The organism is Shewanella sp. ISTPL2, from assembly GCF_013283205.1.
Taxonomy (GTDB): Bacteria; Pseudomonadota; Gammaproteobacteria; order Enterobacterales; family Shewanellaceae; genus Shewanella; species Shewanella oncorhynchi.
Map to the genome: position 1 here is coordinate 3,601,587 of NZ_JAAPAV010000001.1, position 24,292 is coordinate 3,625,878.

The following is a 24,292-nucleotide window of genomic DNA, read 5'->3' on the forward strand; positions in this document are numbered from 1 at the left end:
AAAAGATGAAGAAAAAAACGAGAAATATCGAATTATGCAGTGTGAATAAGCTCGGCAAATTGCGAAAAATATCCACAAGTAGAAGTGGAACATAATGGAAAGCAGAAAAGCGTCACTTTTTAACCAGCAAATAAAGCAAGACAATATCAGTGACTTACAAAGTATCACTGAAGTCTTCAACATAGTTTTCCACAGTTTCTGTGGATAACCTTTTTATATGACTCCTAACTATATGCCACACACATGAGGTTTGAGTCAATGCTTTTCACAATAGACAGCGAATCACGACAAGACTTGTACATTACAGCTAAAATCGCGATACTCGGAACAAATTCCAATAACTAAAACTTATGCGAACTCTATTTTTTTTCTCCCTCCTGTTTCTCTTCGGTTGTGGCGATCCCTCAACGCAAGAGCAACGCCAGTTATCACCGGAAGAAGTGAGCTTAGGCTTTTTTAAAGCGATTTATGTTGATCGTAATGTTGAACAAGCCAAGCAATACGTCGACGATCCCATTAAACAAGTGCTCACCCATTACCACATTGCCGCAGCCGTACAGCGTAATATGCTCGGCCTATCTATGACCAATGTTGAAATGGAAATTGATGATATCGATATCGACTTCTTCCGCAAATTTACCAAAGACGTCATTGTTGTGGTCAAAATGAAAGGTCTTAAAGGTGGTCAGCCATGGATTGATGACAGGACCATACGCCTACACAAAATTGGTAGCCAATGGATTATCGTCGAACTTCTGCCTGAAAAGCGCAAAGTTAACGGTTAACCCCCTTTCTTGCCTGCTTTCACCGCGCATACCTTGTCATACAATCATTCTGCTTACTTTCAGCCAAAAAAATAGCAACCTTAGGGTTGCTATTTTTTTGTGCTTGTTCTGTTATTTCCGACTCATAAGTACCGTCAGTTTAATCGCTATCGATTAAGCTTGGATCACTTCTTCTTCGCTTTCAGCAGGTAAAGACGTTAGTACATCGTCTTTCACTTGATAATAAGCATTTTCGTATTCATGAACTTCCATAACAACTCCTGCTTGATTGGGTAAGGTCGCAGAGGCTTGCCATTCTATGCTGACATTTTGCCTATGAGGAAAGGGATACATTCCGTGGGCTGGAGTATAACAAAGCAAAAGCCACAATTACAGAAAACTTTCAGTTTTGTATTACCAAGCATAGCATTTAAGGCTGGTTATCATTTAAATAGCTCACAATCAGTGATTCGACATGAAAGACTTTCACTTTCTACGAGGATATTGAGGCCATGCTGACGCCATTTCATCATTCGCTTTATACACAAAAGCGATTAACAGAAATCGCTTACATAAAATGAATCTAGGGAATGCCATTAGATGTTCAGGGCAGGCTTTATGGTGAAATTTCCACCCTCAAACACTTAGACCAACATCAAGTAAGTAAAGTGATTGAAACCTATGGGCGATCGCAGCTATCAGAGCGATTAAGCTACTGAAGAATAAGTGCTGTGTAATAAGCGACAGTGTAGAAAGCTAAACACTCAACCTAAGCCGACAAAAAAGGCCAGTTAAGCTAAATCAGGCCTAGGCTTGAGTCGATAAGCGGTAGCGAAGCACCTTAAGTGACTTCTCTTCCGACACATCCATAAAGGCTAGCGGATTGGCTAAGCGCTCTATGTATTCGAGTGCAGGTGCTGCTTCCGCTACCTGTTGACGCAGGAAAGCGGTATCGAGTTCAGGTGCATTTAGACACAGTAATACTTCGCCATTCTCGGCAAGCAACTCAGGTAACCGCCTAATTAAACGCACATAATCCTTAGTCGCAACAAAACTGCCCTTCTGATTGCTCGGTGGATCGGCAACAACAATGTCGTAGGGACCGAGCTTTTTCAGTTTGCCCCAAGATTTAAAAATATCATGGCCTAAAAAACGGGCTCCCGCGCTAAAGCCATTCAGCAAATGGTTCTGCTTACCTATGCCTAATGCGCCTTTGCTCATGTCCATATTCACAACTTCATCGGCGCCCCCTTGTAATGCCGCGACCGAGAAACCACAGGTATAAGCGAATAAATTAAGCACCTTTTTATAACGGGCGTTTGCTCTAACCCACTCGCGACCATTGGCCATATCGAGGAAGAGTCCGTGGTTTTGTCCGCGCATTAGGTGCACCTGAAACCGTGCACCGTTTTCGCTAACGATATGCGGCTCAGGCACTTCACCTTGCAATAATTGGGTAAACGTCTCCCCCGCACTACGGTATTGGTAGACTAAATTCAATTGACTATCTGGCCGAATAGCTTGCCAGCGCGCTGCAATCGCCTGTTGGCAGAGGGTTAAATCCGTATCCTCCAAGGGAGTAAAGCTGGTCAGCAATAGTACGGGTGCAAACCAATCTAAACATAGGTGCTCACAACCCACGTAATGCCCACCGCGGCCGTGGAATAACCGCACCGCATCATCACCTAACTCAATTGTCGCTAGCGCTTGTATAAAACTTTGCATCTTCTATTACTTACTCTCAGTTGCACTTGTATTGGCTTCATCGCCATTGGGAATTGAATTTTCCGTGTTACTGGCCAAGAACTTATCTTCAATATCGTCCGATAATAAAATGGCTAACCAATTACCACTCTTACTCGATTCGAGGGCAATTTTAACCACCATAGTCAATGGCACTGACAGCAACATGCCCACAGAACCTAATAACCAGCCCCAGAAAATTAATGATAAAAACACCACTAAGGTCGATAACCCCAGACCGCGCCCCATAAATTTAGGCTCAATGATATTGCCCATCACCATGTTGGCACCCACGTACAAAAGTGCAGTCCCCCCCGCAGCCGCAGGGCCAAGCTGAATAAAGGCCAACAACACAGCTGGAATGGCGGCAATGATAGAACCAATATTGGGAATATAATTAAACAGGAAAGCAATCACCGCCCATAACATGGCGTAATCCACGCCAATGAAGGTCAACCCCACACCGACGATGATCCCAGTAGCCAAACTCACTAAGGTCTTGATCACCATGTACTGATTCACAGATTGTAAAAAGCGGTCAATCTGCTTTAAGCGCATATCGGGATCGTCCAATGCCAGATGCAATTTCTTTGGCAGCGACTGAGCTTCAAACAGCATAAAGACGATAGTGAGGATGATCAGAAATAAATTCGCCATCACATTGCCGACACCCGATAGCATATTCGTGGTCATAGACAAGGCCATACCTGGGTCAAAATAGGCTAATACCTGATCCTTCGAAATCTGAATATTTAATGCCTGTAATTTATGGATAATCCACGAAAACTGCTCCACCAGCTGATCGCGATATTGGGGCAATTGTTTAGAAAACTCATTGACAGAACTGCCGACGACTGAGGCTAACCATAGGCCCATCAACACAATAAAACCCATCAAGAGGATCACTGCCAGCCATTTAGGCACACGGAACTTTGTCATCAAACCGATTGCAGGATTACAAATCACCGCAAGAAAACTGGACAGCACAAACGGCACCACAATCGGGCTCGCCGCCTTAATCCCTGCCAAAATAATCACTACAAAGGCCATAACCGCAAAGCCACGATAAGCAGCAGAGGGCGCATTAGGTCGAGTCATTTATTAAAAATCCTTCTTGATCTTAGATAAAATTGTTAGGCTAACCTTTGAAACCACTTAACCTCAGCAACTTTAGCTTAAGATAGCCATTTGTCATTATGAAACCAGAAACCGCGATTATACGCATTAAAAACTTAAGACTTCGTACTTTTATTGGCATTAAAGAAGATGAAATCCAAAATCGCCAAGACGTGATCATTAATGTCGTGATCCATTATTGTGCCGAACGTGCCCGCAACAGTGACAATGTTGAGGATGCGCTCAATTACCGCACTATCACCAAAAAGATCATTGAACTGATTGAGAATAACCGTTTCTCATTACTCGAAAATCTCACCAGCCAAACGCTGGCCATCGCCAGTGAACATCCTTGGGTTGAATTTGCCAGTGTCGAAATAGACAAACCCCATGCACTACGCTTTGCCGATTCAGTCTCGATGGAGTTATGTTATCAAAAATAATCTGGCTACAAATACTCCGACTAAGTGATCGTTGCACACCGCATTTTGGTATATATCCGCAGAGCTTAACCAATTAAGAGAGGTTCCATGAATATACTGATCACCGGCGCAAGCGGCTTTATTGGCCGCCAATTAGTCGAACGACTGGCGCCATATCATCAACTGACGTTATTAACTCGCTCAGTGCAACAAACACAAAAAGTGCTCGGTAGTAAGCACCATTACCTCGAGAGTCTCGATGCGCTAAGCGACTTAAATCACATTGATGCCATTGTAAATCTTGCGGGTGAACCCATAGTCGCTAAACGTTGGAGTAAAAATCAGAAGCAACGCATTTGTGATAGTCGCTGGGATATTACGGCAAGATTAACTCAGCTAATACAACAGAGTAGCACTCCTCCTCAGATCATGGTGAGTGGTTCGGCAGTCGGTTATTACGGGCGGCACGATGATAAATTACTCGATGAGTCTAGTGGCGCCCATGTTGAGTTTAGCCATGACATCTGTCGAAAATGGGAGCAAGAGGCGCTAAATGCAACCTCAGAGCACACACGAGTCTGCATTATCCGTATTGGTATCGTGCTAGGTAAAGGTGGTGCCTTAGAGAAAATGTTACCGCCATTTAAACTCGGACTCGGTGGCCCAATTGGCCATGGACGCCAAGGTATGAGCTGGATCCATGTGCAGGATCTCATTTCCCTTATTGATTTTTTACTCACTCAACAACACTGTAAAGGCATATTTAATGCCACAGCACCCAATCCAGTGAGTAACGCTGTGTTTACCAAAGCGCTCGGAAAAGCACTTAATCGCCCAGCGTTAATCACGACCCCACCGCTTGCATTACGCTTAGCGATGGGCGAAATGTCGGAGCTGCTGACAGAAGGACAATTTGTTTACCCCAAACGTGCCCTCGAAGCGGGTTTTCAGTTTCAATTCAGTGATCTCGATAACGCCTTAACAAACGTGTTAGCCAAATAGGCCAGCACGCTAGAGCCTAAACTCAGCTTAAATATACTGATAAAATCAGTGGCTGATGCAGGCGGAACTTAGTACTCAAATCCGCTCAACAGCCAGGTATATTGTAACGTCAATCTTGCCATTATTTTAGTAACACGAGAAAAACAAGAGTGTAACATCATGATTTATATTATGATTTAGCGACAATCCGTCCATTTTCTGCTAAACTCGCCTCCATTCGGTCATAGGAGGCACGCATTAACCGCCTCAGCCTTGACCACAGATAGACTCAGCAACACCTCATAAATAGACAGTTATTTATGCTCAGGAACAGGCTATTTAATCTGCTGTTCTTGGTCTGTAGACCATAAAACGATACACACTCGCGCCTACTCATCCTTTAAATTTTTTATCGGATTGACACTGATCTGTCCTCGACATCAAGCGCTTAACATCCAGCATTAGCAGGTACTTAATAACAAGATGGGTTACTTCTCATTGGACATTGTGCCCAATGAAACGCCCGCACTAAGACAGTTTGTAAGGAATTTTCATGCACACGACCTATATGATTGGCGAGCTAGAATCATTTTTAATTGCCATTTTCGTGCTGTTTATCGGCCACTCTATCAATCGCCATGTACGTGTCTTCAGGCAATATAATATCCCCGAACCCATAGTGGGTGGCCTAGTTGTCGCCGCGGGAGTCACATTTCTTCACTTTCAAAATATCAGTCTCGACTTCAGCCTATCACTGCAAAATACCTTAATGCTGATGTTTTTTAGCACCATTGGCCTCTCGGCAAACTACAAGCTATTGCTCAGCGGTGGTAAAAAAGTCTTCATCTTTTTAGGTGTGGCCTCAGTGTATATTGTGATTCAAAATGCCGTCGGCGTCAGTTTAGCCAGCCTATTGGGGCTCGATCCCATCATGGGACTTATCGCAGGATCAATTACCCTGTCGGGCGGCCATGGTACCGGCGTCGCTTGGTCACAAACCTTTGCTGAGCGCTACGGTATCAACACCTTAGAGTTTGCTATGGCCGCGGCAACCTTTGGTTTGATCATGGGTGGGATCATCGGTGGCCCCGTCGCACAGCGATTAATCGGTAAGCATAATCTCGTTTCTCGCTATGGGGTTGGCCGCAAGCATCACAGTGAACATCCGCATTTAGTCACTTATGATCACTTAGAAGAAGACCAAGTCACCGCCAAAACCATATTAGAAACTCTGTTTGTGCTGTTGTTGTGTGTTGCAGGATCAAAATGGCTCACGCTGTGGATCAGCCAATCGGGTATTGCATGGCTAAAGATGCCCGACTTTGTATATGCTCTTTTTCTTGGCGTGCTGATCGCTAATCTCACAGAACTCACCCGCGGTTACAAACCCCATACCGAAAGCATCGATGTGATAGGGACTGTCGCGCTGTCACTCTTCCTCTCAATGGCCTTAATGACTTTAAAATTATGGGAAATTTTTGATTTAGCGATCCCGCTACTGGTGATTTTACTGGTACAAACCGCAGTGTTAGCCATTTTTGCCTATTTCGTGACGTTCAAAGTCATGGGCAGTAATTACGATGCTGCGGTGATCACCGGTGGCCACTGCGGCTTTGGTATGGGTGCAACCCCAACAGCGGTAATGAATATGGGCGCGCTAGTCTCACGCACAGGGCCATCACCCCAAGCCTTTATGGTAGTACCTATCGTCGGAGCTTTCTTTATCGACATAGTTAACTTAATTGTCTTACAGGGCTATCTGAGCTTTATGAAGTAGTTGTTTATAACTCAATCACTTAAAAAATAGGGCGCCGACTTTGGCGCCCTATTTCATGGTTCAAAATAGTTAAGACTAGAATTCACGCATTAAGCGTTCAGGCCGAGGCAGGTAATAATCATCATAATCAAGGGAGAAAACGACTGAACTTGAACGGCCAACAATCTCATCACGGGGCACGAAGCCAATAACCCGAGAGTCAGCGCTGTTATCACGATTATCACCCAGTGCTAAATAATGCGCATCCGGCACTGTGACAGGTCCAAAATTGGCAAGCCTTGAGGGTACAGGGTTAAGGCGAATACTGTGAACCATACCGAGTAAATTTTCCTGCATTTCTGTCACATCAGCGGGAGCATAAGCACTCAATGCTTGGGATGTGTAGCTAAGCAGTTCGCCGTTTAAATACAAGCGATTATCCAGCATCATCACAGTATCGCCTGGCACAGCTATTACCCGCTTGATCAGTTTTTTATCGGCCTTTTTCGAGTCAAATACCACAATATCGCCGCGAGCAGGATCTGCCAGTTTAACTAATGCAATATGCGTAAATGGCACCCTAAGATCATAAGCCATCTTATTAACAAGAATGCGATCACCCTCGACGATAGTCGGCAGCATAGAACCCGATGGCACAGTATTCCAATCGGCCACAGCGCTCCTGAACACTAACATTAAGCTGATAAACAGAAAAAAGGAGCGATTATCCTTAAGCAGTTTTGTTATTCCTTTGAACATAATATTCCCTCTATGGCATATATAAGCTAGTCGCTGTTCTCAGTTAGATAGACCCATTGCGTTGCACTAAGTTCTGTTGCTACCTGCTTAAGCACAGATCAATTTGTAAGCCGATGTAAAAAGCATATTCAATTCAAGTGCAGCAGAATCAACCCCATAACAAAAAAGCACTGAGCTTATGTCGCATCAGTGCTTTTAATGTTGGCTCAGCTTGTTGTCTTAATAAACTTTATGTTTTAGCCCATCAACAGAGTTCACAAACCGCCCTAGCTCCCAGCCTTTAATAGCTCAGAGCAAGATTGGCTGAGCAATTGTCGGCAACGCCACACCCCAAGTAAGGCGACAATTAAGGCTCCAGAAACTGGGGCAATACCCCACCAAGGCCAGTGCATGTATACATTAAGTTCAAATACTTGCGTCTTAAGTAGATATAACGCAAATTCGGCCACAATTACGGCTAACACACCCGCAATACCGCCAAGTAAGGCGAACTCTAAACCCGTTGCACTGCGCAATAACCATCCTGAAGCACCAAAGGTACGTAACACCGCCAGTTCACGTTGCCGAGTTGCCATGCCAGCCTCAGTCTGTGCAATCAAGACTAAGGCACTGGCTAATAACACTAAGGCCAGCACTAAAGACAACGACAGCGACACTTGCTCAATTATCTGCCGCAACTGCCCCACCATAGCGCCAACATCTATGATAGATATCGTCGGAAATTGCTGAATAAGCGCAAGGATCACTGCATCCTTAGGCGTACCATCAGCATTCATAGTCTTATCGTTAGTCGCCTGATCATTCAGATAGAAACTCGCCATCGAAGTATAAGCAAAAGGCGCGAGCGCTTCTTGGGTGAAAATCATAAAGAAGTTCGGTTGCAGCGTTTCCCAGTGTACGGCACGAATACTGGCAACTTTAACTGTGAGCTCTTGATTATCAATCACGTAAGTCAGCTTATCGCCAAGACCAATACCTAAACGCTCCGCCACGCCGGACTCCACCGATACTTCATCGGCGGCTTGATTAAAATGCCCCTCTAACAGTTCGTTGTTAGCAGGCAGTGTATTGCGCCACGTTAGGTTTAACTCGCGCGAAATGCCCACTCTTCCCTTTTCACCCGCTTCGGACTGTTCATTCGAAATCAGCGCTTCACCGTTAATTTGAGTTAATCGGCCACGGATCACCGGATAAATGTCCGTCGCCACTATCCCCTTCGCCGTCATGAAATCATTCAAGGGCTTTGCATCATCAGGCGCAATATTGACAAGGAAATAATTAGGCGCATTTTCGGGCAACTGTTTTTGCCATTCGTTAAGTAAATCTTGTCTTAACGCCAAAATAGTCAATAACAGTACCAGTGCAGCGCTAAAGCCAACCAATTGCACCGCATTTTGCCGCGCACGACGCCTTAGCCCCGCCAGCGCTAATTGCAAAGGATTGGTAGTCTTCATACCAACACTGTGTCCTGCTCGTATCATCACAAATCCAAGCAGACTTAATAGCACAGCCAGCAATAGCACAGCCGCGACCACAGTCAGAGTCAAAGTCCAACTTTGGGAATACAAATAGCCCAGTAGCGCCATAGCCCCTAGACTCAGTAGCAAATGCAGCCACATACCAAGCTGTAAGCCTTCTAACTGACGCTGCAACACCCGCAGTGGCGGAATAGCCAGTAAACGCATCAATGGATAAGCCGAAAACATAAAGGCGCTGATGAGCCCTGTGCTGATGCCGAGTAATAATGGCCGTGTGAGTGGCGGTGAATAGGCCGCAATTTCGGGTGGCAATAGGTAACTGATCCCAAAATCGAGTAACCCTCCCCCAATAAGACCTAGACCAATTCCCAGTAGCGTTACCAACAATAAATGAGTACCAAACAACAGGCGAATTTGCTTTGCCGAGGCGCCAAAGGTTTTCAGCATGGCCACCACATCGTAATGACGCTGACAATAACGCTGGGCGGCAATACCTATCGCCGCGCAGGCCAATGCAATGCCCATCAAACTTGCCAGCAGTAAGAAGCGCTCCGCTCGCTTAACGGCTCCCGCAATCGGCGAGTCACCGGATTGCACATCGACCCAACGCTGGGTGCTATTCAAAAGCGGTTTAACACTTTGTTCAAAGGCCGTAAGCGAGGCTTCATCTCCGGCAAATTGATACAGATAAGTCACGCGGCTGCCTGGTTGAATAACACCTGTTTTGGCGACATCCTCCATCCGCATCAATACCACAGGCGATGAAGCAAAAGGATTAAAACCTGCGTCGGGTAAGCGGCTGATCTCATTGCTGAGCACAAATTCGGTATTACCTAGTTCGATGGATTTGGGATAACCCAAAAGTCCGCCTAAGCGAGTCTCAAACCAGATTTCGCCCGCTTGAGGTAACGCCTTGGTTTTACCGCTGGTGAGTTCAATATCCCCCTTAAGCGGGTAACCCGACTCTACGGCGCGTACTGTGACTAACTGAAACTTATCTCCCGAATAGACCATGGAATTAAATTGCATGTTAGTCACATGCTTAAGCCCAAGCGCTTCGGCTTTGGATAAAATCGCCGCATCAATTTTAACTGGCGAATCGATAATACGGTCGGCCGCAATAAACTGTGAAGCTTGACCACTAATTGCCACTTGCAGACGTTCACTCACCCGCGCTAAGCCACTCACAGACAAAACCGCGAGCGTAATAGCGAGGATAATCAGTAACAATTGTCCCTGCTGTAACTCGCGTTTAAACAGGCGCCATGCCAGACTTAACTCCATTATTAAGCCTCCTTAACATCAGCTAGCAGTTCTGTTTGAGTGATATCTTCCTGTAAATGGCCGTTATCCATCACTAGTTGACGCTCACACCGCTTGGCCAGCAGCAGATCATGGGTAACAAGGACTAAGGTTGTATGGCTTTCTTGATTAAGCTCAAACAACATATCGGCAATCTTATGGCCGTTGACGCTGTCTAAATTGCCAGTTGGTTCATCGGCAAACAAAACTGTAGGCTCACAGATAAAAGCGCGGGCAATCGCCACCCTTTGCTGTTCACCACCCGAAAGCTGTTTGGGTAAATGGGTCAAGCGATGGGATAAACCAACCCGCACCAACATGGCCTGCGCTTTTTCCTTGGCATTGCTCACGCCTGCAAGCTCGGCGGGTAACATGACGTTCTCGAGCGCAGTTAAGGTATCAACTAACATAAAGGATTGAAAAATAAAGCTGACCTTCTGTTTACGCAGTGCCGCTTTTTGCTCTTCATTCAGTGGTGATAATGCCACACCATCGAGCCAAATCTCCCCCGACGTAGGCGTATCAAGCGCCGCAAGCAATCCCAATAAGGTGGATTTTCCCGAACCTGATGGGCCGAGAATGGCCACACTCTCACCTTGCTTGACATCTAAGTTAATGCCCTTGAGGATAGTGAGCGTTCCTTCCTGAGTAATCACTGATTTTTCGAGGTTAACAACATTAATGGCACTGTTTTTTAAGATGACGTTAGACATAGGATCCTTCTTATATAAATCGTTCTGGTATCAATCGCTAAGATTAAAATCAATGGCGAAGACCCTAGGGGCATTCATCCTACTGAGTGTACTCATGGTCACGTCCGCTCACGCGGCAAAGATACTGATCCTCGGCGATAGCTTAGGCGCTAGCTACGGCATGGCAGAACAGTCAGGCTGGGTAGCACTACTGCAAAAAAATCTGCCCGAACATCAGTTTACCAATGGCTCAGTGAGCGGCGAAACCACAGCGGGCGGCCTACGCCGATTACCCGCCTTGCTCGATTCTGTTGCTCCCGACCTTGTGGTCGTTGAACTGGGAGGTAATGATGGTTTACGTGGATTCCCCCCAACGCAACTCGAAAATAATCTAATCCAAATCATTACCCTAGCCAAAGATAGCGGCGCAAAAGTGCTGCTGACCGAGATCATGGTACCGCCTAACTATGGCCCTCGCTATACCCAAAAGTTCACCCAAGTGTATCAAGACATATCTAAAACCCAGGATATAGTGTTGATCCCCTTCTTTATGCAGGATATCGCGCCCCATCCAGAATTAATGCAAAGGGATGGCATTCATCCCAACGAAAAGGCGCAAGCTCAGATTGCGGCTTGGATGCAACCATGGATAGAAAATGCGTTAACCCAATAAAATAGCTGCTATTTTAAGCTAACGAACCGCTTACTTAGCTAAACTCATACTCAACGGATAAAAACGTGTTCTAACGCAAGATTCACCCTATAGATAAACAGTAAAATTCGTGTTAGCAAATGGTTAACTCAAACAAGGAGTCAATATGTCCCTTAGCCATCAGCAAAAAGTGTACATACCCAAGGAAGCCCGTACCAATCAATACATCACAGCCGAAATCAAGGTGACGGATGAGCTACTCAATCAATATCCCGATTATCAAAGCTGTTATCAAACGTTAAGCCGTTTGATATTTAATTTGGCAGAACAACACGATCTCCGTAATGTTCACGTGATCACTAACGATAAACTGCCAGTAGTGCGTTACCATACCGAAGCATATTGCTTCCAAACCACTGAACAAATTCTATTTTTTTATAACCCAGCCTACCACGAAGCCCAAAACTTATTCTCGCAAGAAAACTATCGCGCCCGTAAACTGCGCATTGTGTTTCTCGCCACAGGTGACGATATTCGCAGTAATTCCGCCAGTTTCCATATCAAGGTGCGTGAGTTACTCACTGAATTAATGCCCTTAATGCCAATAAGCGATCTTAAGGTTAAGGTCCGCGACCATCAGCATTTATCCTATGATCTGTTCGCAAAAGCTAAGGGCTATAAAGAAACCTATGGTTATAAACTGCGCGCCATCGGCCCAAGATATAAAGCCAGAAAATGTGAGTTACCAGAAAACGTTAGCTCTCTTACCTATGTGACGGTGAGCTTGCCGCTGAGTCGCAAACTCAAACAGGGTTTATTACCTGACTCAGCCACTGACTTTACGCCTTTATATCAGCATCTTGAAGACTGCTTCCTCAAAGCGGCAGCTAATAGACAACTGACACGCCTTGCTATGATAGCGAACGGCTTAACACCACTTGTGCGTAACAGTAAGTTTGAAAAGCTCGACAGCAAAGCCGAAGTACAAATGATAGGGTTCGATCCTAATGCGACTGAGCAACAAGTTATCCGTCGCTGGGATGCCGATAACTTAGTCGAAGCCGCGCACTTTACAATAGTGGCAGGTACTAAGGACTGTGACGATTCGGGTTTCGGTCGTTTTATGAACAATGTTGAAACGGCTCTGAAGGCCTTCGCAGCCGACATAGGTGTCGATCCGGAGCGTGAAGATCTCATCGTACGTTTCCATCAACATATCAGCTATCAAATCTAACCCACTTCGGTATTAGCCGCGAAAGCTCAGCAAATGAAAACGCCTGCAAATGCAGGCGTTTTTACTTTTATTCACCAATAGACAGAATTACATAGGACGATTTTTTTCTATGAGGCGATTAAAAATAGCGTTCACAGACAAAGAGGCACCGTGGGCAATTTTATCGGCAAGTTTCTTTCTCACCTGATAACGTATCTTGTACACAGTACGCTCTGTGGCGAGTGACATTATCACATCATCGCTGGTCGAAATCGCATCAACTAAACCTAATTCAATGGCTTGCTGACCGTACCAATGCTCGCCAGTGGCGACTTTCACTAAATCCAACTCAGGGCGATACTTACCAACAAACGCTTTAAATAAGACGTGGGTTTCTTCGAGTTCTTCTTGAAACTTCTGTCTTCCCTCATCGGAGTTTTCACCAAATACTGTCAAGGTGCGCTTAAAATTACCGGCCGTATGTTGCTCATAATCAATTTCATGCTTTTTCAGCAGGCGATTAAAGTTAGGCAGTTGAGCAACAACACCAATAGAACCGACAATGGCAAAAGGTGCAGCATAAATTTTATTCGCTACACAGGCCATCATATAGCCACCACTGGCGGCGACTTTATCAACACAGACAGTCAATGGAATATCTGCTTGACGTAAGCGATCTAACTGGCTGGAGGCTAAACCATAACCATGCACCATACCACCGCCACTCTCTACATTGACAACCACTTCATCGCCTTTTTCTGCGATAGCGATAATTGCACTGATTTCTTCACGCAGTGATGCGACCTCAGCGGCATCGATACTGCCCTTAAAATCAATCACGAACACTTTGCCCGTGCAGGCTTCATCTGCGGCTTTGTCTTTTGCCTTTTCGTCAGCTTTTAATTGCTTTTCATAGGCTTTGAATTGTTTCTTTGACAGAAGTTCTTCTTTTAAGCCATGCTTAAGTTCTTCTAACTCTTCAGACAAGTTAGTGATCCTCAGCTCGCCCTTATCTGACTTGTGTTTTACAGTGGAAGCCAACACCACAATAATAACGGCAACGATTGCGACCACTATTGTGACGGCTTTCGCCAAAAACATTCCATACTCGTATAAAAATTCCAAAGTGTTCTCCGTTAGGGCGTTACATCATTCAATCAATTGCGCGCTATTCTAACAGCCTAAAGGCCCATAAAAAAACCCAGCAAAGGCTGGGTTTTTCCGATTAAGGCAAGATTAGTTAGGACAAGTCGCAATGACCCCACTGTTTGTCACTAAAATCGTCGCATCGCCCTTACCTGCAGTAGCTGCATAGGTTGCCACTTGAGTCTGCATTTCAACAGTGGCAGCCGCGGCCATACCATCCGTTGATTCCTTTTCTTTAGGATCAACAATCGAACTGTGGTGACCTTTAGCGAAACGCACAACGCCATGACCTTTGCTCGTGCTATCGGCACAAGGTAGCCCGATGGCAGCGATCAGCGGCTCAGTGCCCGATAATGGGAAGTTATCGACGCGATTAGGCAGCACTTGATCTGCTAAGTTACCGTTACCATCACCCGCCACTTCAATTAAGTGCACAGGTAAGCCAGTCGCTTTTAACATAGCAGCATGGTTAACAGGATCTGCAGAATCTACCGCTGTTTGAACCGCAAAGGCAAACGTCGGAATAAACTGTGCGTATACCGCCTGCACCAGTGCCGCATATTCAGGGCTACCAGGCTCATAACCTGCTGTATTAGCCGCATCGACCTGTGCTTGGAAAGTTGCAGATGCCGTAATATTACTAAACAGTACTGGGCCAAAGGTTGCAGAACCTGCGAATGATCCTGCTAATCCACCTGCTGGCGCAACTAAGGATACAGCATTGATAACATAAGCATTTGGCAAGGCATCGCCGGTTGCTGGATTCTTCATACCTGTGCTGGCATAGGTCGCAAAATCGGTGCCCACAATGGCGCCTAAACTCAGACCTTGAGCACTGATTTTAGTCACATCAAATACTTGCGGCTGACCTGCTTGTGCTAAGCCCTGTGCTAAGCCCGTAAGAGCAAGACGCACCCCTAAATGGTCCATCGTCGCTTGACGGAAATTATCTCGCACCGACAAAGTGCTAGAAATATTCACAAACACCAACGGGTTACCATTTTTAAAGGCGTCCGGTTTACCAACAACTGCACCGAAGGCAGGATCTGTCGCAGAGACTTCATAAATCCCATCACCGTTAGCATCAAATGAACGCGCACCGTGAAGTGGCATATCAATAGCAACAGTCGCAACCCCCATTGCCGCATACGTGCCGGCATAGGCCAATGACATTTCTTTACCGCCACCTAAACCGTGAAGGGCAATTGTTGTTGGCCAACCAGATGTAGGAGGAATAAACTCACGACCTTGCTGTTGATAAAAAGCGGCCAATTTCGTTGCATTGGGCATAGAAATCAGTACGGATACTGTTTCATAACCTTTGATTGCTGGAATAGGATTGAATTTAGTCAGATGTTTGGTTTTATCAACTGCCGTACCATCGTCTAAAACCCATGTTTTACCCGCCATTAACGAGGGATTGGCTAAAGCATCAGCAGGGTTGGCAATACCATTAGCCACCGCTTGCATACCAAAATTATTCTGGCTGAGTGTGCCCGCTTGCAGGGCTAGTAGCACAGAGACAGGGCTATCACCTTGGGCTTTCCAATGACCATTAATTAATGGTTTACCTTCAGCGGATAAACAACCAACTGAAGAACAATCACCGTAAATAGGCAGTTTAATTTTTGCCGTATACACATCAGCCAAGTTTGCGGCAACATAGGCAGCTCCAGCAGCCGGTGTTAAGCCCGCCACTTGAGCCACAGTCAATCCAGTTGGTGTTGGCATCTGGGCAAAGCTTGGTGCATAGGGAGCCCCCTTCGCCATCAGCAATTTGGTGGTTTCATAGACGTTAGCAACAGACTGAGTGGTAAATAAGCCAGAGTAACTGATGGTTAAAGGATCGACCTTATGGGCCGCAGCAATCCCTTTCTCATAACTGTTCACTAAGGTTTGCAGCATCAATTGGTCTGGCGTTTCTAAAGGTAACGTATTGATATCCAGCTTCAACAAACCATAGGTCGTTGAAGGAGCGATACCGCGACCTTCAGAATCTTGAATAAGATTCGTTGTCGCATAAATATAAGATTGCCCAGCTTTGAGTGGCTTAAGCGGAATTATTACCACTTTTTTGCCCGAAGCGGTTGATATAAAGTCAACGCCAAACTGCAACTCAGCGCCCACTTTACAGGCTGAAACTGACGGTTTAGCCTTACATTCGGGATCAGACGATAATGCGCCGCCTACTGTAGCTTCAAACATTCTGACAGCACCCGGTTGTGCAACCGATGCAGCCATTAAGGTCAGCGGTGTACCGTCATGTTTTTTCGCCAAATCGATATCAATAGAAATCGGTGATGTTGTCGACCACCCATCTAACGCCCCAAGCGCTATTTGTGGATCAACATAATTGCCCGAGCTTTCACCCGGAATTGATAATGTGCCATCTTTGGTGCCACTGAACAGCAAATCATTCGGTAATGGAACTTTTGAATTAGCAGGGTCGAACACCATGTGCGATTCAGGGATGAGCACTTCTGTCTTATCCTTGAGTTCATTAAAACTGTCCTCACCACATCCTGTGAGGCCCAGTGCAGATGCAATCGCAACACCCAAAATGAGTCTTTTCATCTTTTTTCCCCAAATCTTGTTGTAATAGTTTTGTTTTCCCCAAGAAATTAGTCACAATAGCTTTTAGATCTGTGACCAATAGGGCTTATGTTAGCCCCTAACTCATTTTAAGTTAACGTAAAAATATTGAGTTAGCCACAAGTTTGTCACAAAGATTTTAGCTATTGATAACAAAGTTTCATTCATTTGTTTGAAACATGCGTTTATCACTTCGGCGACTCTAGAAGTGGCGGGCATTCTCGCCAAGAGGAAAAAGAGACTCATGTTGGAATATCAAGCAACAAAAGATTTACTCAAGGGCAAGACGATTTTAGTCACAGGTGCTGGTGCTGGCATAGGCCGAACCGCCGCCATTGAGTTTGCAAAACACGGCGCCACTGTGATTTTACTTGGTAAAACAGTGAAAAAATTGGAAGCAGTTTACGACGTAATAGAACAAGCCGGTTATCCCAAACCTGCCATAGTGCCATTGGATCTTAAGGGCGCAACGGAACAAAATTATCGCGATATGGCCGATACCATAGCCGAGCAATTCGATCATTTAGACGGCTTATTACATAACGCTAGCTTACTCGGTGCCTTAGGTCCGTTTGAACACATAGATATTACATCACTCGAAGACGTGCTCAAAGTGAACGTCACGGCCCAAGTCATGCTAACTAAAGCATTACTACCTGTGATGCGCCAAGCACCCAGTGCATCTATTATCTTTACGTCGAGCAGTGTGGGTCGTCAAGGCCGCGCCTATTGGGGACCTTATGCTTTCTCTAAATTTGCCACCGAAGGCATGATGCAAGTTCTCGCCCATGAATGCGATGGCACCTCAGTTCGAGTTAACAGCATCAATCCAGGAGCTACCCGCACTGAGATGCGCGCTAAAGCCTACCCTGCAGAGAATCCACTGGATCTCAAAACCGCTGAAGAGATCATGCCGACCTATCTATATTTGATGGGTCAAGATTCTAGTGCCGTCAACGGACAGCAGTTTAACGCACAGTAATCGAATCGCTTATTGAGTTTCTGCCGGTATGATTCAGCAATATTAAAGGGCCTATTTATGGCTCTTTATTATTTTAGATATTCTCAAAATGAAACCCAGAACTTGTCGATGATATTAAGTACGACAAAGATAGCGCACCGCCAATCTTAGCTTAACTGAATTTTTGCAAAATAAATCATCGTTTTAGCTTTGGCGACTCTGTTTGATTCATCAAGCGAATTTTGCGTATCCAGCTGTGAGTCAGCTAACTCATGGCTGGAGTAATAACTTACCCACAACTCATTTCCATCAATAACAACGCCCGCATAACTAGTATCGCCCTTCGATGGCAGTGTCAGTAGTTCTTGAACCACGCCAGTATCTGGATGAATTTCAACTAAAGCCGTGCGAACTTGCTCATCGTATAAACGCACTACAGCCAACAAACGGGATTGATACATCAACATCACTGGCCCACCAATGCGCTTATCGAGTTCTTGCCATTGCCAATCAGTGAATGGCATTTGACTGTGGCCGAGTAAACCGACAAATTCTGGGCCCCATACGGGATCGCGCCTCAATAGACAAAAGCCGTTTTCTTGATGAAAAACAATGGCAGTTTCGTTGACATAACCTTGATTATTAAACACCTTTAACCAAGTCTCAAACTGCACCCCATCATCACTCTTATACAAACGGGTATCACCATCAGGCCCAGCGCGATAACCCACGCCATAGAGTGCATTTTGATGCTCGGTTAAGCGCCATAACCAATAGCCTTTATCCGCGACTTTTAACGCATCCGACCACGCTAGCCCATTGGCTGAGCGCCAAAGATGTGATTGTAAGCCAGACTTATCGTGTAAAGTCCCGCCGCCGAGTAAGAGTAATGCCCCTTGATACTCAATCAGTTTGCCATCGCGTAAATCCGCCTCATCCGAACGGATCAGCGCCACGCTCTGCCAAGTGTCGCCTAAATCCGCTGAGCGTAGAATTCGTAGCGCACCATCGGGTGACACATGGGCTGTCCCTTCACGGAAAACGCAAAACAGTGCCCCCTGAAACGTGATTAAATCGGTAAACGCATTATGGGCAGCGTGCTCCCAAATCCGTTTCACTGAAATTAGCTTCATTCATTCACTCCTCAATCCAACTGAGACTTGTTATAACATAGCTGCAAATAACAGAAAGCAAAAAGGCCGCTTAGCGGCCTTTTTCATTGGGATAAAACAACTTAGCTGCGCTGACGCGATGGCTTAGGTTTTCCCGATCCGGTCACTTTATGCTTACGTACGGCGCGGCGAATTTTAGCACTCTTCACCTGAGCACGGGCTACGCTGTGTTTATCGGCAGCAAGCATAGTACGAGTTTCGGGCTCAAGACCCGCCAGCTTACGCAAGTAGTTAACTTGCTCTACGGGCAATTCAACCCAGCCACCACGAGGCAGTGATTTTGGCAGTTCGACCATACCATAACGAATACGGATCAAACGACTCACCTGTACTTCTTGGGATTCCCACAAACGGCGCACTTCACGGTTGCGACCTTCGCGTAAACACACATGCCACCACTGGTTCATCCCTTCGCCGCCCGCTGGTTTGATGCTATCAAACTGCGCAGGGCCGTCTTCTAACATGACGCCAGTACGTAAACGTTGCACTGTAGCCTCAGGGATTTCACCAAAGGTACGCACTGCGTATTCGCGGTCGACTTCGTTCGATGGATGCATTAAACGATTCGCCAACTCACCATCTGACGTAAACAACAATAAGCCTGAGGTGTTAATGTCTAAACGACCCACTGCTACCCAGCGTGAATCACGCACTTTAGGTAAGCGATCGAATACCGTTGGACGGCCTTCAGGATCTTTACGACTACAAATTTCGCCTTCAGGTTTATGATATGCCAGCACACGGCAAATCACGTCTTCGGCAGACTTTAACGAAATGGCTCTGCCATCGATACGCACTTTAGCATCAGCTTCAATACGATCCCCAAGGCTAGCAATTTCACCATCAATACTAACTCGGCCTGCAGCAATCCATGCCTCCATCTCACGACGGGAGCCATGGCCTGCACGGGCCAAGACTTTCTGCAATTTTTCACTCATTAGTTAACTCTTTACTAGTATTCTTTTTAAAAACAAGGAGTTTATCACCTCGCTTTTTGTATATTTTGTTTGTATGTACGCAGTGATGTACACAATTCCAAAAGTGACCTAATTATACGCGCTATGCTGTATCGGCGCAAAGTTACATTAATAAACCAATAAGCAAACATTAATTTATCTACAGCTTTAATGCAGACACGAAGTGTAATATGTGCGACATTGGAAAATAATATCTATATATTAATAACTTGGGCGTGATTAAAACAGGAGGTTACAATGTGTAAACTGTATATTTATCTTGTAATAGGATTTATTTCTGGATGTGCGCATATTGGAGCAGCTTCTGGACCCATGGAAATAGTAGAAGAGAAAGTAACTGTTGCTGAGGTTAAACAATGTATTGCACCTGGGCCAAAATGCAGCGTAGTCGTTAGCTTTTCAGATGGTACTCAGGAAGAGTCCATTACAACTTTTTCTAGAGTAAAAGTTGGTGACGTGTGGGTTAGAGATTGTCGCCACTACCCAGAAACTGGTGCTACGTACTGTAATAAATTTTGGCGACGTCAGTAATGAGTGACATCGATAATTGGGTATTGTGCTTGGTTTGTGCCAACACTGATTCCAGTTGGCTGAACCGGATGATACTCAAGCCGAAGGAATAGCCTAAGGTTCATGATTCCTGATGCTGCATATGATGCCTCGTTGTTAACTGCTGCTGCGCTTATGGTCCACATTTCAGTAATTTGATAGTAGTTTGGTGTTGGCGATCCTGCTGGAATGTATACGTACTCCTGAGCGCCAACACTCATTAATACTGCACACTTTCTGCCTGCTGGAGTTGGATGCTCAATATATGACGGTTGCCCATCATCAACATCCATCATCCCAACAATTTTCAAATAATTGCGCGAAGAATCGAAAAACAAGTTTCCGCTAGCATCTCTCATCTTCAATTTTGGGCCTACCGTACCAGCAACCGAATAATCAAAAATATAATAAGGAATGGTATCAGGGGCGATAGAAAAAATGGTAAATGTAAACGTGTTACCTGATTTAACACGCTGGTACACTGCCGCTGGCGCACTTTCTTTTGGTATTAATGCTATCTGAGGGTTATTCCCTGAAACTATTACCGTTCCGACTGATACTGTTCCATAGTAGTTGGTATTACGAACGGTTGTTACATTACCTTTTGTTAGCAATCCTAAGTTTTTGTAGGTGTTGTCAATTTGAATGATGTTGTTGTTATTCCTGACTCTTAGCCCGACTGCCATTAATACCTCCCATAAATTAATATTCCATCTGGTAAAATATTAATCGAAGGACTGTTAAATACCCACGATATGATATTACCGCTAACGCTGAAAGCTGGTGCATAAACACTGTCGCTAGATGGATGAAATTGGTACCAAATAGCGCCACCAAACGTAGCATCAACCGTGACAGATCCGGTCATGGTTTTTACTTCTTGCTCACCAATAATACGAGCAAACCTATCGGAAAAATCGAAAGTAATATTACCACTTTCATCGCGGATCCTTAGCGCTGCTGTCATGACAAGTTCAACCCTAACTCAACTCGTGCGATGTTATTACTATCGTAGATAACCAATCCAGAGTTTGTTATTTTCATTCGATTTCCTGCAGATGTCCCATTAATTTCAAAAGTACCGTCCTTATACAGCTTCCAACCACTAACGTTTTGCACATAGTTAGTTGATTGTAAAGTGTCACTAATCTTAGCGAAATTAATTGTTGCATCACCAATAATCGCAGTGTTGATAAATACTTGTCCACCTTGGACAACAAATGGTGTTGTGATGGTTGATGAGCCTGTGATCTGGTTTATTAATGCAAACCTACCAACATCAAATAAAACTTGCGACTGCATCCCTTCAGGCGTGTTCTCAATGCCTATAGACATGCCTGCACCGTAATATTTGCCATCGGCGGTCACGCCAACTTTTACTGAATACATCGCTTGCAGCTTTCCATCTAACGCTACCAAGGCGGTTGATGTTTGCTGCACAGCTGAGGACGCATCATTTGCAGTTGCCTGTACTGTACTGATATTTTGAGCTAAAGCGCTGTCAGCATCTGCCCTTGCACTTTGCTCTTGCTGGATTGCAGCGGTATTTTGATTTGCTTTGTTATTAGCTGCATCGGCACTAGATTGCGCCGCCGAAGCAGCATTATTCGCAGCAGTAGCTGATGCTTGTACTGTCGTAATATTTTGAGCTAGAGCGCTNCGCGCATGCGCGTTTTTCCAGATGGTGTATTTGAAAAAAAGCTGATAAGTTCCTTTTATTACAAGTAATTAACAGTGCGCGTTTTTACTGGTCTAATGAGGTAAACGCGCATGCGCACTAATAAAATGTTAGGCGGTCAAATCAGAATCGGAGATTTAACATGGAAAGAGAATTTCCAGATGTCTTAAAAAAATTGCATGCAATTGAAATAGATTATGCTGATGGAGATGGAATAGACTTCGAGCCATTTGATGAGTTCTATTCTGAAGAGGATGCTTCTGATTGGATTAAGGCATGGACTGGAAACAGTTCGCTTGATGGTAGTGAATATTTGATATTTGGCCAAGATGGAACAGGGGGTTATGTTGCAATTTGGCTTGTGAGAAATGATAGCGATTTGCTTCAGCAGCCAATCGTATTTTTTGGCTCTGAGGGTGAAGTTGGAGTAATCGCCCGAAACTTTAGAGACTATGTTTGGTTATTCGCTAATGGCATTGGCCCATATGAGGCCGTAGCTTATCCCGGCCTAGACAGGCCAAAGAACGAAGAGTTTCTGGCATTTGCTAAGAAGTTTGCTCCACAACACGAAAGCACTGCTTCTGAAATTATTGGAAGGGCAAAATCCGAATACCCTGATTTCGAAAAAATAATTGAGCAACTATGCCAGTAACCTCAGAATCGCCTAACAAACCGCTTAAATTCGTTCCGGCCACAAAAAGCGTGGCCTCCACCGGACTCGCTGACGCTCTCCGTTTAGCGGGGCGTTAGCCACTAAGATGCATACAAACAGAAAGCTCTTCGACTTAGCTACTAAGAACTCTCAACGACTAGCTGCTAATGGGCTTCTGTCATCGTTACCTAGCCAACTCAAGTCAGAGTTTGAGAAGGCCGAGGCAATCTATCATCCAGAGTTATCAGCGTTGTTCTCGCCGGTAATCCACAAGTCTATAGAACTACATAAGAACAGCCACCTGCTGATGGCTGGCTCAAATGTTTTGCTAACGGCCTTCAAAGAAAAGGCGTTAGAGAGCTTCTTCCGCTGGGCCTCAAGGCTACCCGAAGGTGAATATGTCTTGGTCTTGGATGGCGGCAATGGGGTTGCCTTTAATGACGCTGGGTCATGGGTCTCCAGACTTCCGGGCTACGTTTTCACCCGCTCGGCAGCCATTGATGCATTTAGGGTCATGTCATTACGCGGTATCGATCAGGCGGCCATTGCTTCAAAAAACGGGCATCATGCAGCTATCCTTGAAACTAGCAGCGGTTTCCTTCCAGATGAGCCGTCAGCTAGTGAAGTGATCTATGAAGTTACTTCGTGGTGAGGCGCGACTAACAATAGGTTCAAACCATTCGCTTCGCTCACTGGGACGGGCTAAAGCCCGCCCCTTAACCAAACGTTATGCATTAAGGATGTCATGAGTACGAATCCAATCACAGCAGCCATTCCGTTATGGTATGCCCAGATGAGCTGGGCGAAAGAGCTAATTCGACTTGGATTCGGCCTATCGAAAGTAGAGGACATTCTTTCTAGCGAAAATCGTGGTTGCAAATTAGTGCCAGGAACAGCTTGGAATATTCGAACTCATGGTATCGGAGTAGATGTTTTTAAAACTCCAGGTGTTGGAGGAATCGATTTTGATTTTGACAAACCCGACCCAGATCCGTGGCGAATGCAGATTTTTATTGAAAGGCAAGTAAACGATGGAAACTTGCCATACGAGAACTACCGCGAATTACTTGATGATGAAGAACTGATGAAAAAGGCCATTTCAGAGGCGTTGTCACAAAATGCATAACAAACGCCAGCACATTGCGCCTGCGGCGCTGGACTCGCAACAAGTTGCTCGCCTGTGTGGCGGGCGTTAGGGCAGCCAACAAGCACCTTATTACCTCACAAGGAAGAAAAATGGATTGGTCAAGTTTTATATCCGGTGTAATTGGCGCTTTCTTCGGCGGTGGAGCTGGCGGCATATTTTTAAAAATGTATCTAGACCACAAGCTTCAAATTGAGCGAAGCGAAATAGCAGAAGAACGCCTGAAACTTCAAAAACAACGTGAGGCAAGCATTGCAATTGCCGAAATTCTAGGGGTATGGGTTAAGCCTAAATATTTTGGAGAAACAACAAGCAATGAACAAAGGTGGGAAATTCAATCCACCTATTGGAAAAATATTCTATTACTAGACAAGAGATTAATTGATCAATTATTTCCTCTGCTTGCTCATAAGGACGGAGCTATTAGCACAAACGAAATGATTGCTCGCGCAAGGCAGATACTCCTAAATCTTGAAGAGCCCGACATCAAAGCTTCCGACCTGAACAACTGGTTACCAGTAAAGCCCTAACAAGAGACTATGG

Annotated in this window: 24 protein-coding genes; 12 read left to right on the plus strand and 12 right to left on the minus strand. The window is 45.2% G+C overall.

What is annotated here, in order from left to right; translation table 11 throughout:
• The first annotated feature begins 350 nt into the window (after positions 1 to 350).
• Positions 351 to 785 carry a hypothetical protein gene (locus HUB64_RS15670; protein ID WP_105252133.1) on the plus strand — a complete coding sequence of 145 codons (435 nt, stop codon included), beginning with the start codon at positions 351 to 353 and terminating at the stop codon, positions 783 to 785.
• 786 nt (positions 786 to 1,571) lie between these two features.
• Here HUB64_RS15670 and HUB64_RS15675 read toward each other — a convergent pair.
• Together HUB64_RS15675 and HUB64_RS15680 are read right to left on the minus strand one after the other, a co-directional pair.
• Positions 1,572 to 2,489, minus strand: a complete 918-nt coding sequence (locus HUB64_RS15675) for a class I SAM-dependent methyltransferase (RefSeq protein WP_131523541.1) — start codon at positions 2,487 to 2,489, stop codon at positions 1,572 to 1,574.
• A 6-nt stretch (positions 2,490 to 2,495) separates the two neighbouring features.
• A complete protein-coding gene (locus HUB64_RS15680) occupies positions 2,496 to 3,605 on the minus strand; it encodes an AI-2E family transporter (RefSeq protein WP_028760979.1) in 1,110 nt (369 codons plus the stop codon).
• A gap of 98 nt (positions 3,606 to 3,703) precedes the next feature.
• Between HUB64_RS15680 and folX the strand changes: the two genes are divergently transcribed.
• From folX to gltS, 3 genes are all read left to right on the plus strand, one after another.
• Entirely contained in the window at positions 3,704 to 4,066 is a 363-nt protein-coding gene (gene folX / locus HUB64_RS15685) for a dihydroneopterin triphosphate 2'-epimerase (RefSeq protein WP_006082167.1), read from the plus strand.
• A gap of 87 nt (positions 4,067 to 4,153) precedes the next feature.
• Positions 4,154 to 5,047 (plus strand): TIGR01777 family oxidoreductase, encoded by an 894-nt coding sequence (locus tag HUB64_RS15690; RefSeq protein ID WP_173497363.1) that lies wholly within the window; start codon positions 4,154 to 4,156, stop codon positions 5,045 to 5,047.
• 532 nt (positions 5,048 to 5,579) lie between these two features.
• Positions 5,580 to 6,803, plus strand: a complete 1,224-nt coding sequence (gene gltS / locus HUB64_RS15695) for a sodium/glutamate symporter (protein ID WP_113940752.1) — start codon at positions 5,580 to 5,582, stop codon at positions 6,801 to 6,803.
• A gap of 75 nt (positions 6,804 to 6,878) precedes the next feature.
• On the opposite strand, the gene lepB is transcribed toward gltS, so the two are convergent.
• The 3 genes from lepB to HUB64_RS15710 form a co-directional block, all read right to left on the minus strand.
• Complete coding sequence (lepB, locus tag HUB64_RS15700; RefSeq protein WP_105252129.1) at positions 6,879 to 7,541, minus strand: signal peptidase I; 663 nt, start codon at positions 7,539 to 7,541, stop codon at positions 6,879 to 6,881.
• Positions 7,542 to 7,807: 266 nt separating this feature from the next.
• Complete coding sequence (locus HUB64_RS15705) at positions 7,808 to 10,303, minus strand: ABC transporter permease (RefSeq protein ID WP_173497364.1); 2,496 nt, start codon at positions 10,301 to 10,303, stop codon at positions 7,808 to 7,810.
• A gap of 2 nt (positions 10,304 to 10,305) precedes the next feature.
• Positions 10,306 to 11,034, minus strand: a complete 729-nt coding sequence (locus tag HUB64_RS15710; RefSeq protein ID WP_028760984.1) for an ABC transporter ATP-binding protein — start codon at positions 11,032 to 11,034, stop codon at positions 10,306 to 10,308.
• Between the two features lie 52 nt (positions 11,035 to 11,086).
• On the opposite strand from HUB64_RS15710, the gene HUB64_RS15715 reads away from it, so the two are divergent.
• The gene (locus HUB64_RS15715; RefSeq protein ID WP_131523537.1) at positions 11,087 to 11,686 is read left to right on the plus strand and encodes an arylesterase; all 600 of its coding nucleotides are present in this window, start codon (positions 11,087 to 11,089) and stop codon (positions 11,684 to 11,686) included.
• Positions 11,687 to 11,831: 145 nt separating this feature from the next.
• On the plus strand, positions 11,832 to 12,899 hold the full coding sequence (locus HUB64_RS15720; protein ID WP_028760986.1) for a DUF3083 family protein: 1,068 nt from the start codon (positions 11,832 to 11,834) through the stop codon (positions 12,897 to 12,899).
• Between the two features lie 87 nt (positions 12,900 to 12,986).
• Here the strand turns inward: HUB64_RS15720 and sohB are convergent, their stop codons facing one another.
• Positions 12,987 to 14,003 (minus strand): protease SohB, encoded by a 1,017-nt coding sequence (sohB, locus tag HUB64_RS15725; protein ID WP_105252126.1) that lies wholly within the window; start codon positions 14,001 to 14,003, stop codon positions 12,987 to 12,989.
• 111 nt (positions 14,004 to 14,114) lie between these two features.
• Complete coding sequence (locus HUB64_RS15730) at positions 14,115 to 16,598, minus strand: VolA/Pla-1 family phospholipase (RefSeq protein WP_173497365.1); 2,484 nt, start codon at positions 16,596 to 16,598, stop codon at positions 14,115 to 14,117.
• 262 nt (positions 16,599 to 16,860) lie between these two features.
• Here HUB64_RS15730 and HUB64_RS15735 point away from each other — a divergent pair, with 262 nt between their 5' ends.
• The gene (locus HUB64_RS15735) at positions 16,861 to 17,598 is read left to right on the plus strand and encodes a YciK family oxidoreductase (protein ID WP_173497366.1); all 738 of its coding nucleotides are present in this window, start codon (positions 16,861 to 16,863) and stop codon (positions 17,596 to 17,598) included.
• Between the two features lie 146 nt (positions 17,599 to 17,744).
• Here the strand turns inward: HUB64_RS15735 and HUB64_RS15740 are convergent, their stop codons facing one another.
• Both HUB64_RS15740 and rluB read right to left on the minus strand, forming a co-directional pair.
• Positions 17,745 to 18,710, minus strand: coding sequence for an exo-alpha-sialidase (locus HUB64_RS15740; RefSeq protein WP_173497367.1), 966 nt, complete (start codon positions 18,708 to 18,710; stop codon positions 17,745 to 17,747).
• Positions 18,711 to 18,811: 101 nt separating this feature from the next.
• Positions 18,812 to 19,687 carry a 23S rRNA pseudouridine(2605) synthase RluB gene (gene rluB / locus HUB64_RS15745; protein WP_028760991.1) on the minus strand — a complete coding sequence of 292 codons (876 nt, stop codon included), beginning with the start codon at positions 19,685 to 19,687 and terminating at the stop codon, positions 18,812 to 18,814.
• 276 nt (positions 19,688 to 19,963) lie between these two features.
• Here rluB and HUB64_RS15750 point away from each other — a divergent pair, with 276 nt between their 5' ends.
• On the plus strand, positions 19,964 to 20,257 hold the full coding sequence (locus HUB64_RS15750; protein WP_173497368.1) for a hypothetical protein: 294 nt from the start codon (positions 19,964 to 19,966) through the stop codon (positions 20,255 to 20,257).
• Here the strand turns inward: HUB64_RS15750 and HUB64_RS15755 are convergent.
• From HUB64_RS15755 to HUB64_RS23245, 3 genes are read right to left on the minus strand one after another with little or no spacing between them, the layout of a single operon-like run.
• Positions 20,251 to 20,961, minus strand: a complete 711-nt coding sequence (locus HUB64_RS15755; protein ID WP_173497369.1) for a hypothetical protein — start codon at positions 20,959 to 20,961, stop codon at positions 20,251 to 20,253. The genes HUB64_RS15750 and HUB64_RS15755 overlap by 7 nt on opposite strands.
• A complete protein-coding gene (locus HUB64_RS15760; RefSeq protein WP_173497370.1) occupies positions 20,961 to 21,242 on the minus strand; it encodes a hypothetical protein in 282 nt (93 codons plus the stop codon). The genes HUB64_RS15755 and HUB64_RS15760 overlap by 1 nt, the downstream gene beginning before the upstream one ends.
• Complete coding sequence (locus tag HUB64_RS23245) at positions 21,239 to 21,715, minus strand: DUF1983 domain-containing protein (protein ID WP_368039631.1); 477 nt, start codon at positions 21,713 to 21,715, stop codon at positions 21,239 to 21,241. Before HUB64_RS23245 ends, HUB64_RS15760 begins: the two co-directional genes overlap by 4 nt.
• Before the next feature lie 380 nt (positions 21,716 to 22,095).
• On the opposite strand from HUB64_RS23245, the gene HUB64_RS15770 reads away from it, so the two are divergent.
• From HUB64_RS15770 to HUB64_RS15785, 4 genes are all read left to right on the plus strand, one after another.
• Positions 22,096 to 22,605 (plus strand): hypothetical protein, encoded by a 510-nt coding sequence (locus tag HUB64_RS15770; RefSeq protein ID WP_028760234.1) that lies wholly within the window; start codon positions 22,096 to 22,098, stop codon positions 22,603 to 22,605.
• A 106-nt stretch (positions 22,606 to 22,711) separates the two neighbouring features.
• On the plus strand, positions 22,712 to 23,257 hold the full coding sequence (locus tag HUB64_RS15775) for a hypothetical protein (protein ID WP_173497371.1): 546 nt from the start codon (positions 22,712 to 22,714) through the stop codon (positions 23,255 to 23,257).
• A 93-nt stretch (positions 23,258 to 23,350) separates the two neighbouring features.
• Complete coding sequence (locus tag HUB64_RS15780; protein ID WP_173497372.1) at positions 23,351 to 23,731, plus strand: hypothetical protein; 381 nt, start codon at positions 23,351 to 23,353, stop codon at positions 23,729 to 23,731.
• Positions 23,732 to 23,841: 110 nt separating this feature from the next.
• Positions 23,842 to 24,279 (plus strand): hypothetical protein, encoded by a 438-nt coding sequence (locus tag HUB64_RS15785; protein WP_173497373.1) that lies wholly within the window; start codon positions 23,842 to 23,844, stop codon positions 24,277 to 24,279.
• The last annotated feature ends 13 nt before the right edge of the window (positions 24,280 to 24,292 follow it).

Excerpts from the sequence above, each read along its gene's own strand:
- HUB64_RS15670 (WP_105252133.1), top strand. The coding sequence starts at position 351 with ATGCGAACTCTATTTTTTTTCTCCCTCCTGTTTCTCTTCGGTTGTGGC.
- HUB64_RS15675 (WP_131523541.1), bottom strand. The coding sequence starts at position 2,489 with ATGCAAAGTTTTATACAAGCGCTAGCGACAATTGAGTTAGGTGATGAT.
- HUB64_RS15680 (WP_028760979.1), bottom strand. The coding sequence starts at position 3,605 with ATGACTCGACCTAATGCGCCCTCTGCTGCTTATCGTGGCTTTGCGGTT.
- folX (WP_006082167.1), top strand. The coding sequence starts at position 3,704 with ATGAAACCAGAAACCGCGATTATACGCATTAAAAACTTAAGACTTCGT.
- HUB64_RS15690 (WP_173497363.1), top strand. The coding sequence starts at position 4,154 with ATGAATATACTGATCACCGGCGCAAGCGGCTTTATTGGCCGCCAATTA.
- gltS (WP_113940752.1), top strand. The coding sequence starts at position 5,580 with ATGCACACGACCTATATGATTGGCGAGCTAGAATCATTTTTAATTGCC.
- lepB (WP_105252129.1), bottom strand. The coding sequence starts at position 7,541 with ATGTTCAAAGGAATAACAAAACTGCTTAAGGATAATCGCTCCTTTTTT.
- HUB64_RS15705 (WP_173497364.1), bottom strand. The coding sequence starts at position 10,303 with ATGGAGTTAAGTCTGGCATGGCGCCTGTTTAAACGCGAGTTACAGCAG.
- HUB64_RS15710 (WP_028760984.1), bottom strand. The coding sequence starts at position 11,034 with ATGTCTAACGTCATCTTAAAAAACAGTGCCATTAATGTTGTTAACCTC.
- HUB64_RS15715 (WP_131523537.1), top strand. The coding sequence starts at position 11,087 with ATGGCGAAGACCCTAGGGGCATTCATCCTACTGAGTGTACTCATGGTC.
- HUB64_RS15720 (WP_028760986.1), top strand. The coding sequence starts at position 11,832 with ATGTCCCTTAGCCATCAGCAAAAAGTGTACATACCCAAGGAAGCCCGT.
- HUB64_RS15730 (WP_173497365.1), bottom strand. The coding sequence starts at position 16,598 with ATGAAAAGACTCATTTTGGGTGTTGCGATTGCATCTGCACTGGGCCTC.
- HUB64_RS15735 (WP_173497366.1), top strand. The coding sequence starts at position 16,861 with ATGTTGGAATATCAAGCAACAAAAGATTTACTCAAGGGCAAGACGATT.
- HUB64_RS15740 (WP_173497367.1), bottom strand. The coding sequence starts at position 18,710 with ATGAAGCTAATTTCAGTGAAACGGATTTGGGAGCACGCTGCCCATAAT.
- rluB (WP_028760991.1), bottom strand. The coding sequence starts at position 19,687 with ATGAGTGAAAAATTGCAGAAAGTCTTGGCCCGTGCAGGCCATGGCTCC.
- HUB64_RS15750 (WP_173497368.1), top strand. The coding sequence starts at position 19,964 with ATGTGTAAACTGTATATTTATCTTGTAATAGGATTTATTTCTGGATGT.
- HUB64_RS15755 (WP_173497369.1), bottom strand. The coding sequence starts at position 20,961 with ATGGCAGTCGGGCTAAGAGTCAGGAATAACAACAACATCATTCAAATT.
- HUB64_RS15760 (WP_173497370.1), bottom strand. The coding sequence starts at position 21,242 with ATGACAGCAGCGCTAAGGATCCGCGATGAAAGTGGTAATATTACTTTC.
- HUB64_RS15770 (WP_028760234.1), top strand. The coding sequence starts at position 22,096 with ATGGAAAGAGAATTTCCAGATGTCTTAAAAAAATTGCATGCAATTGAA.
- HUB64_RS15775 (WP_173497371.1), top strand. The coding sequence starts at position 22,712 with ATGCATACAAACAGAAAGCTCTTCGACTTAGCTACTAAGAACTCTCAA.
- HUB64_RS15780 (WP_173497372.1), top strand. The coding sequence starts at position 23,351 with ATGAGTACGAATCCAATCACAGCAGCCATTCCGTTATGGTATGCCCAG.
- HUB64_RS15785 (WP_173497373.1), top strand. The coding sequence starts at position 23,842 with ATGGATTGGTCAAGTTTTATATCCGGTGTAATTGGCGCTTTCTTCGGC.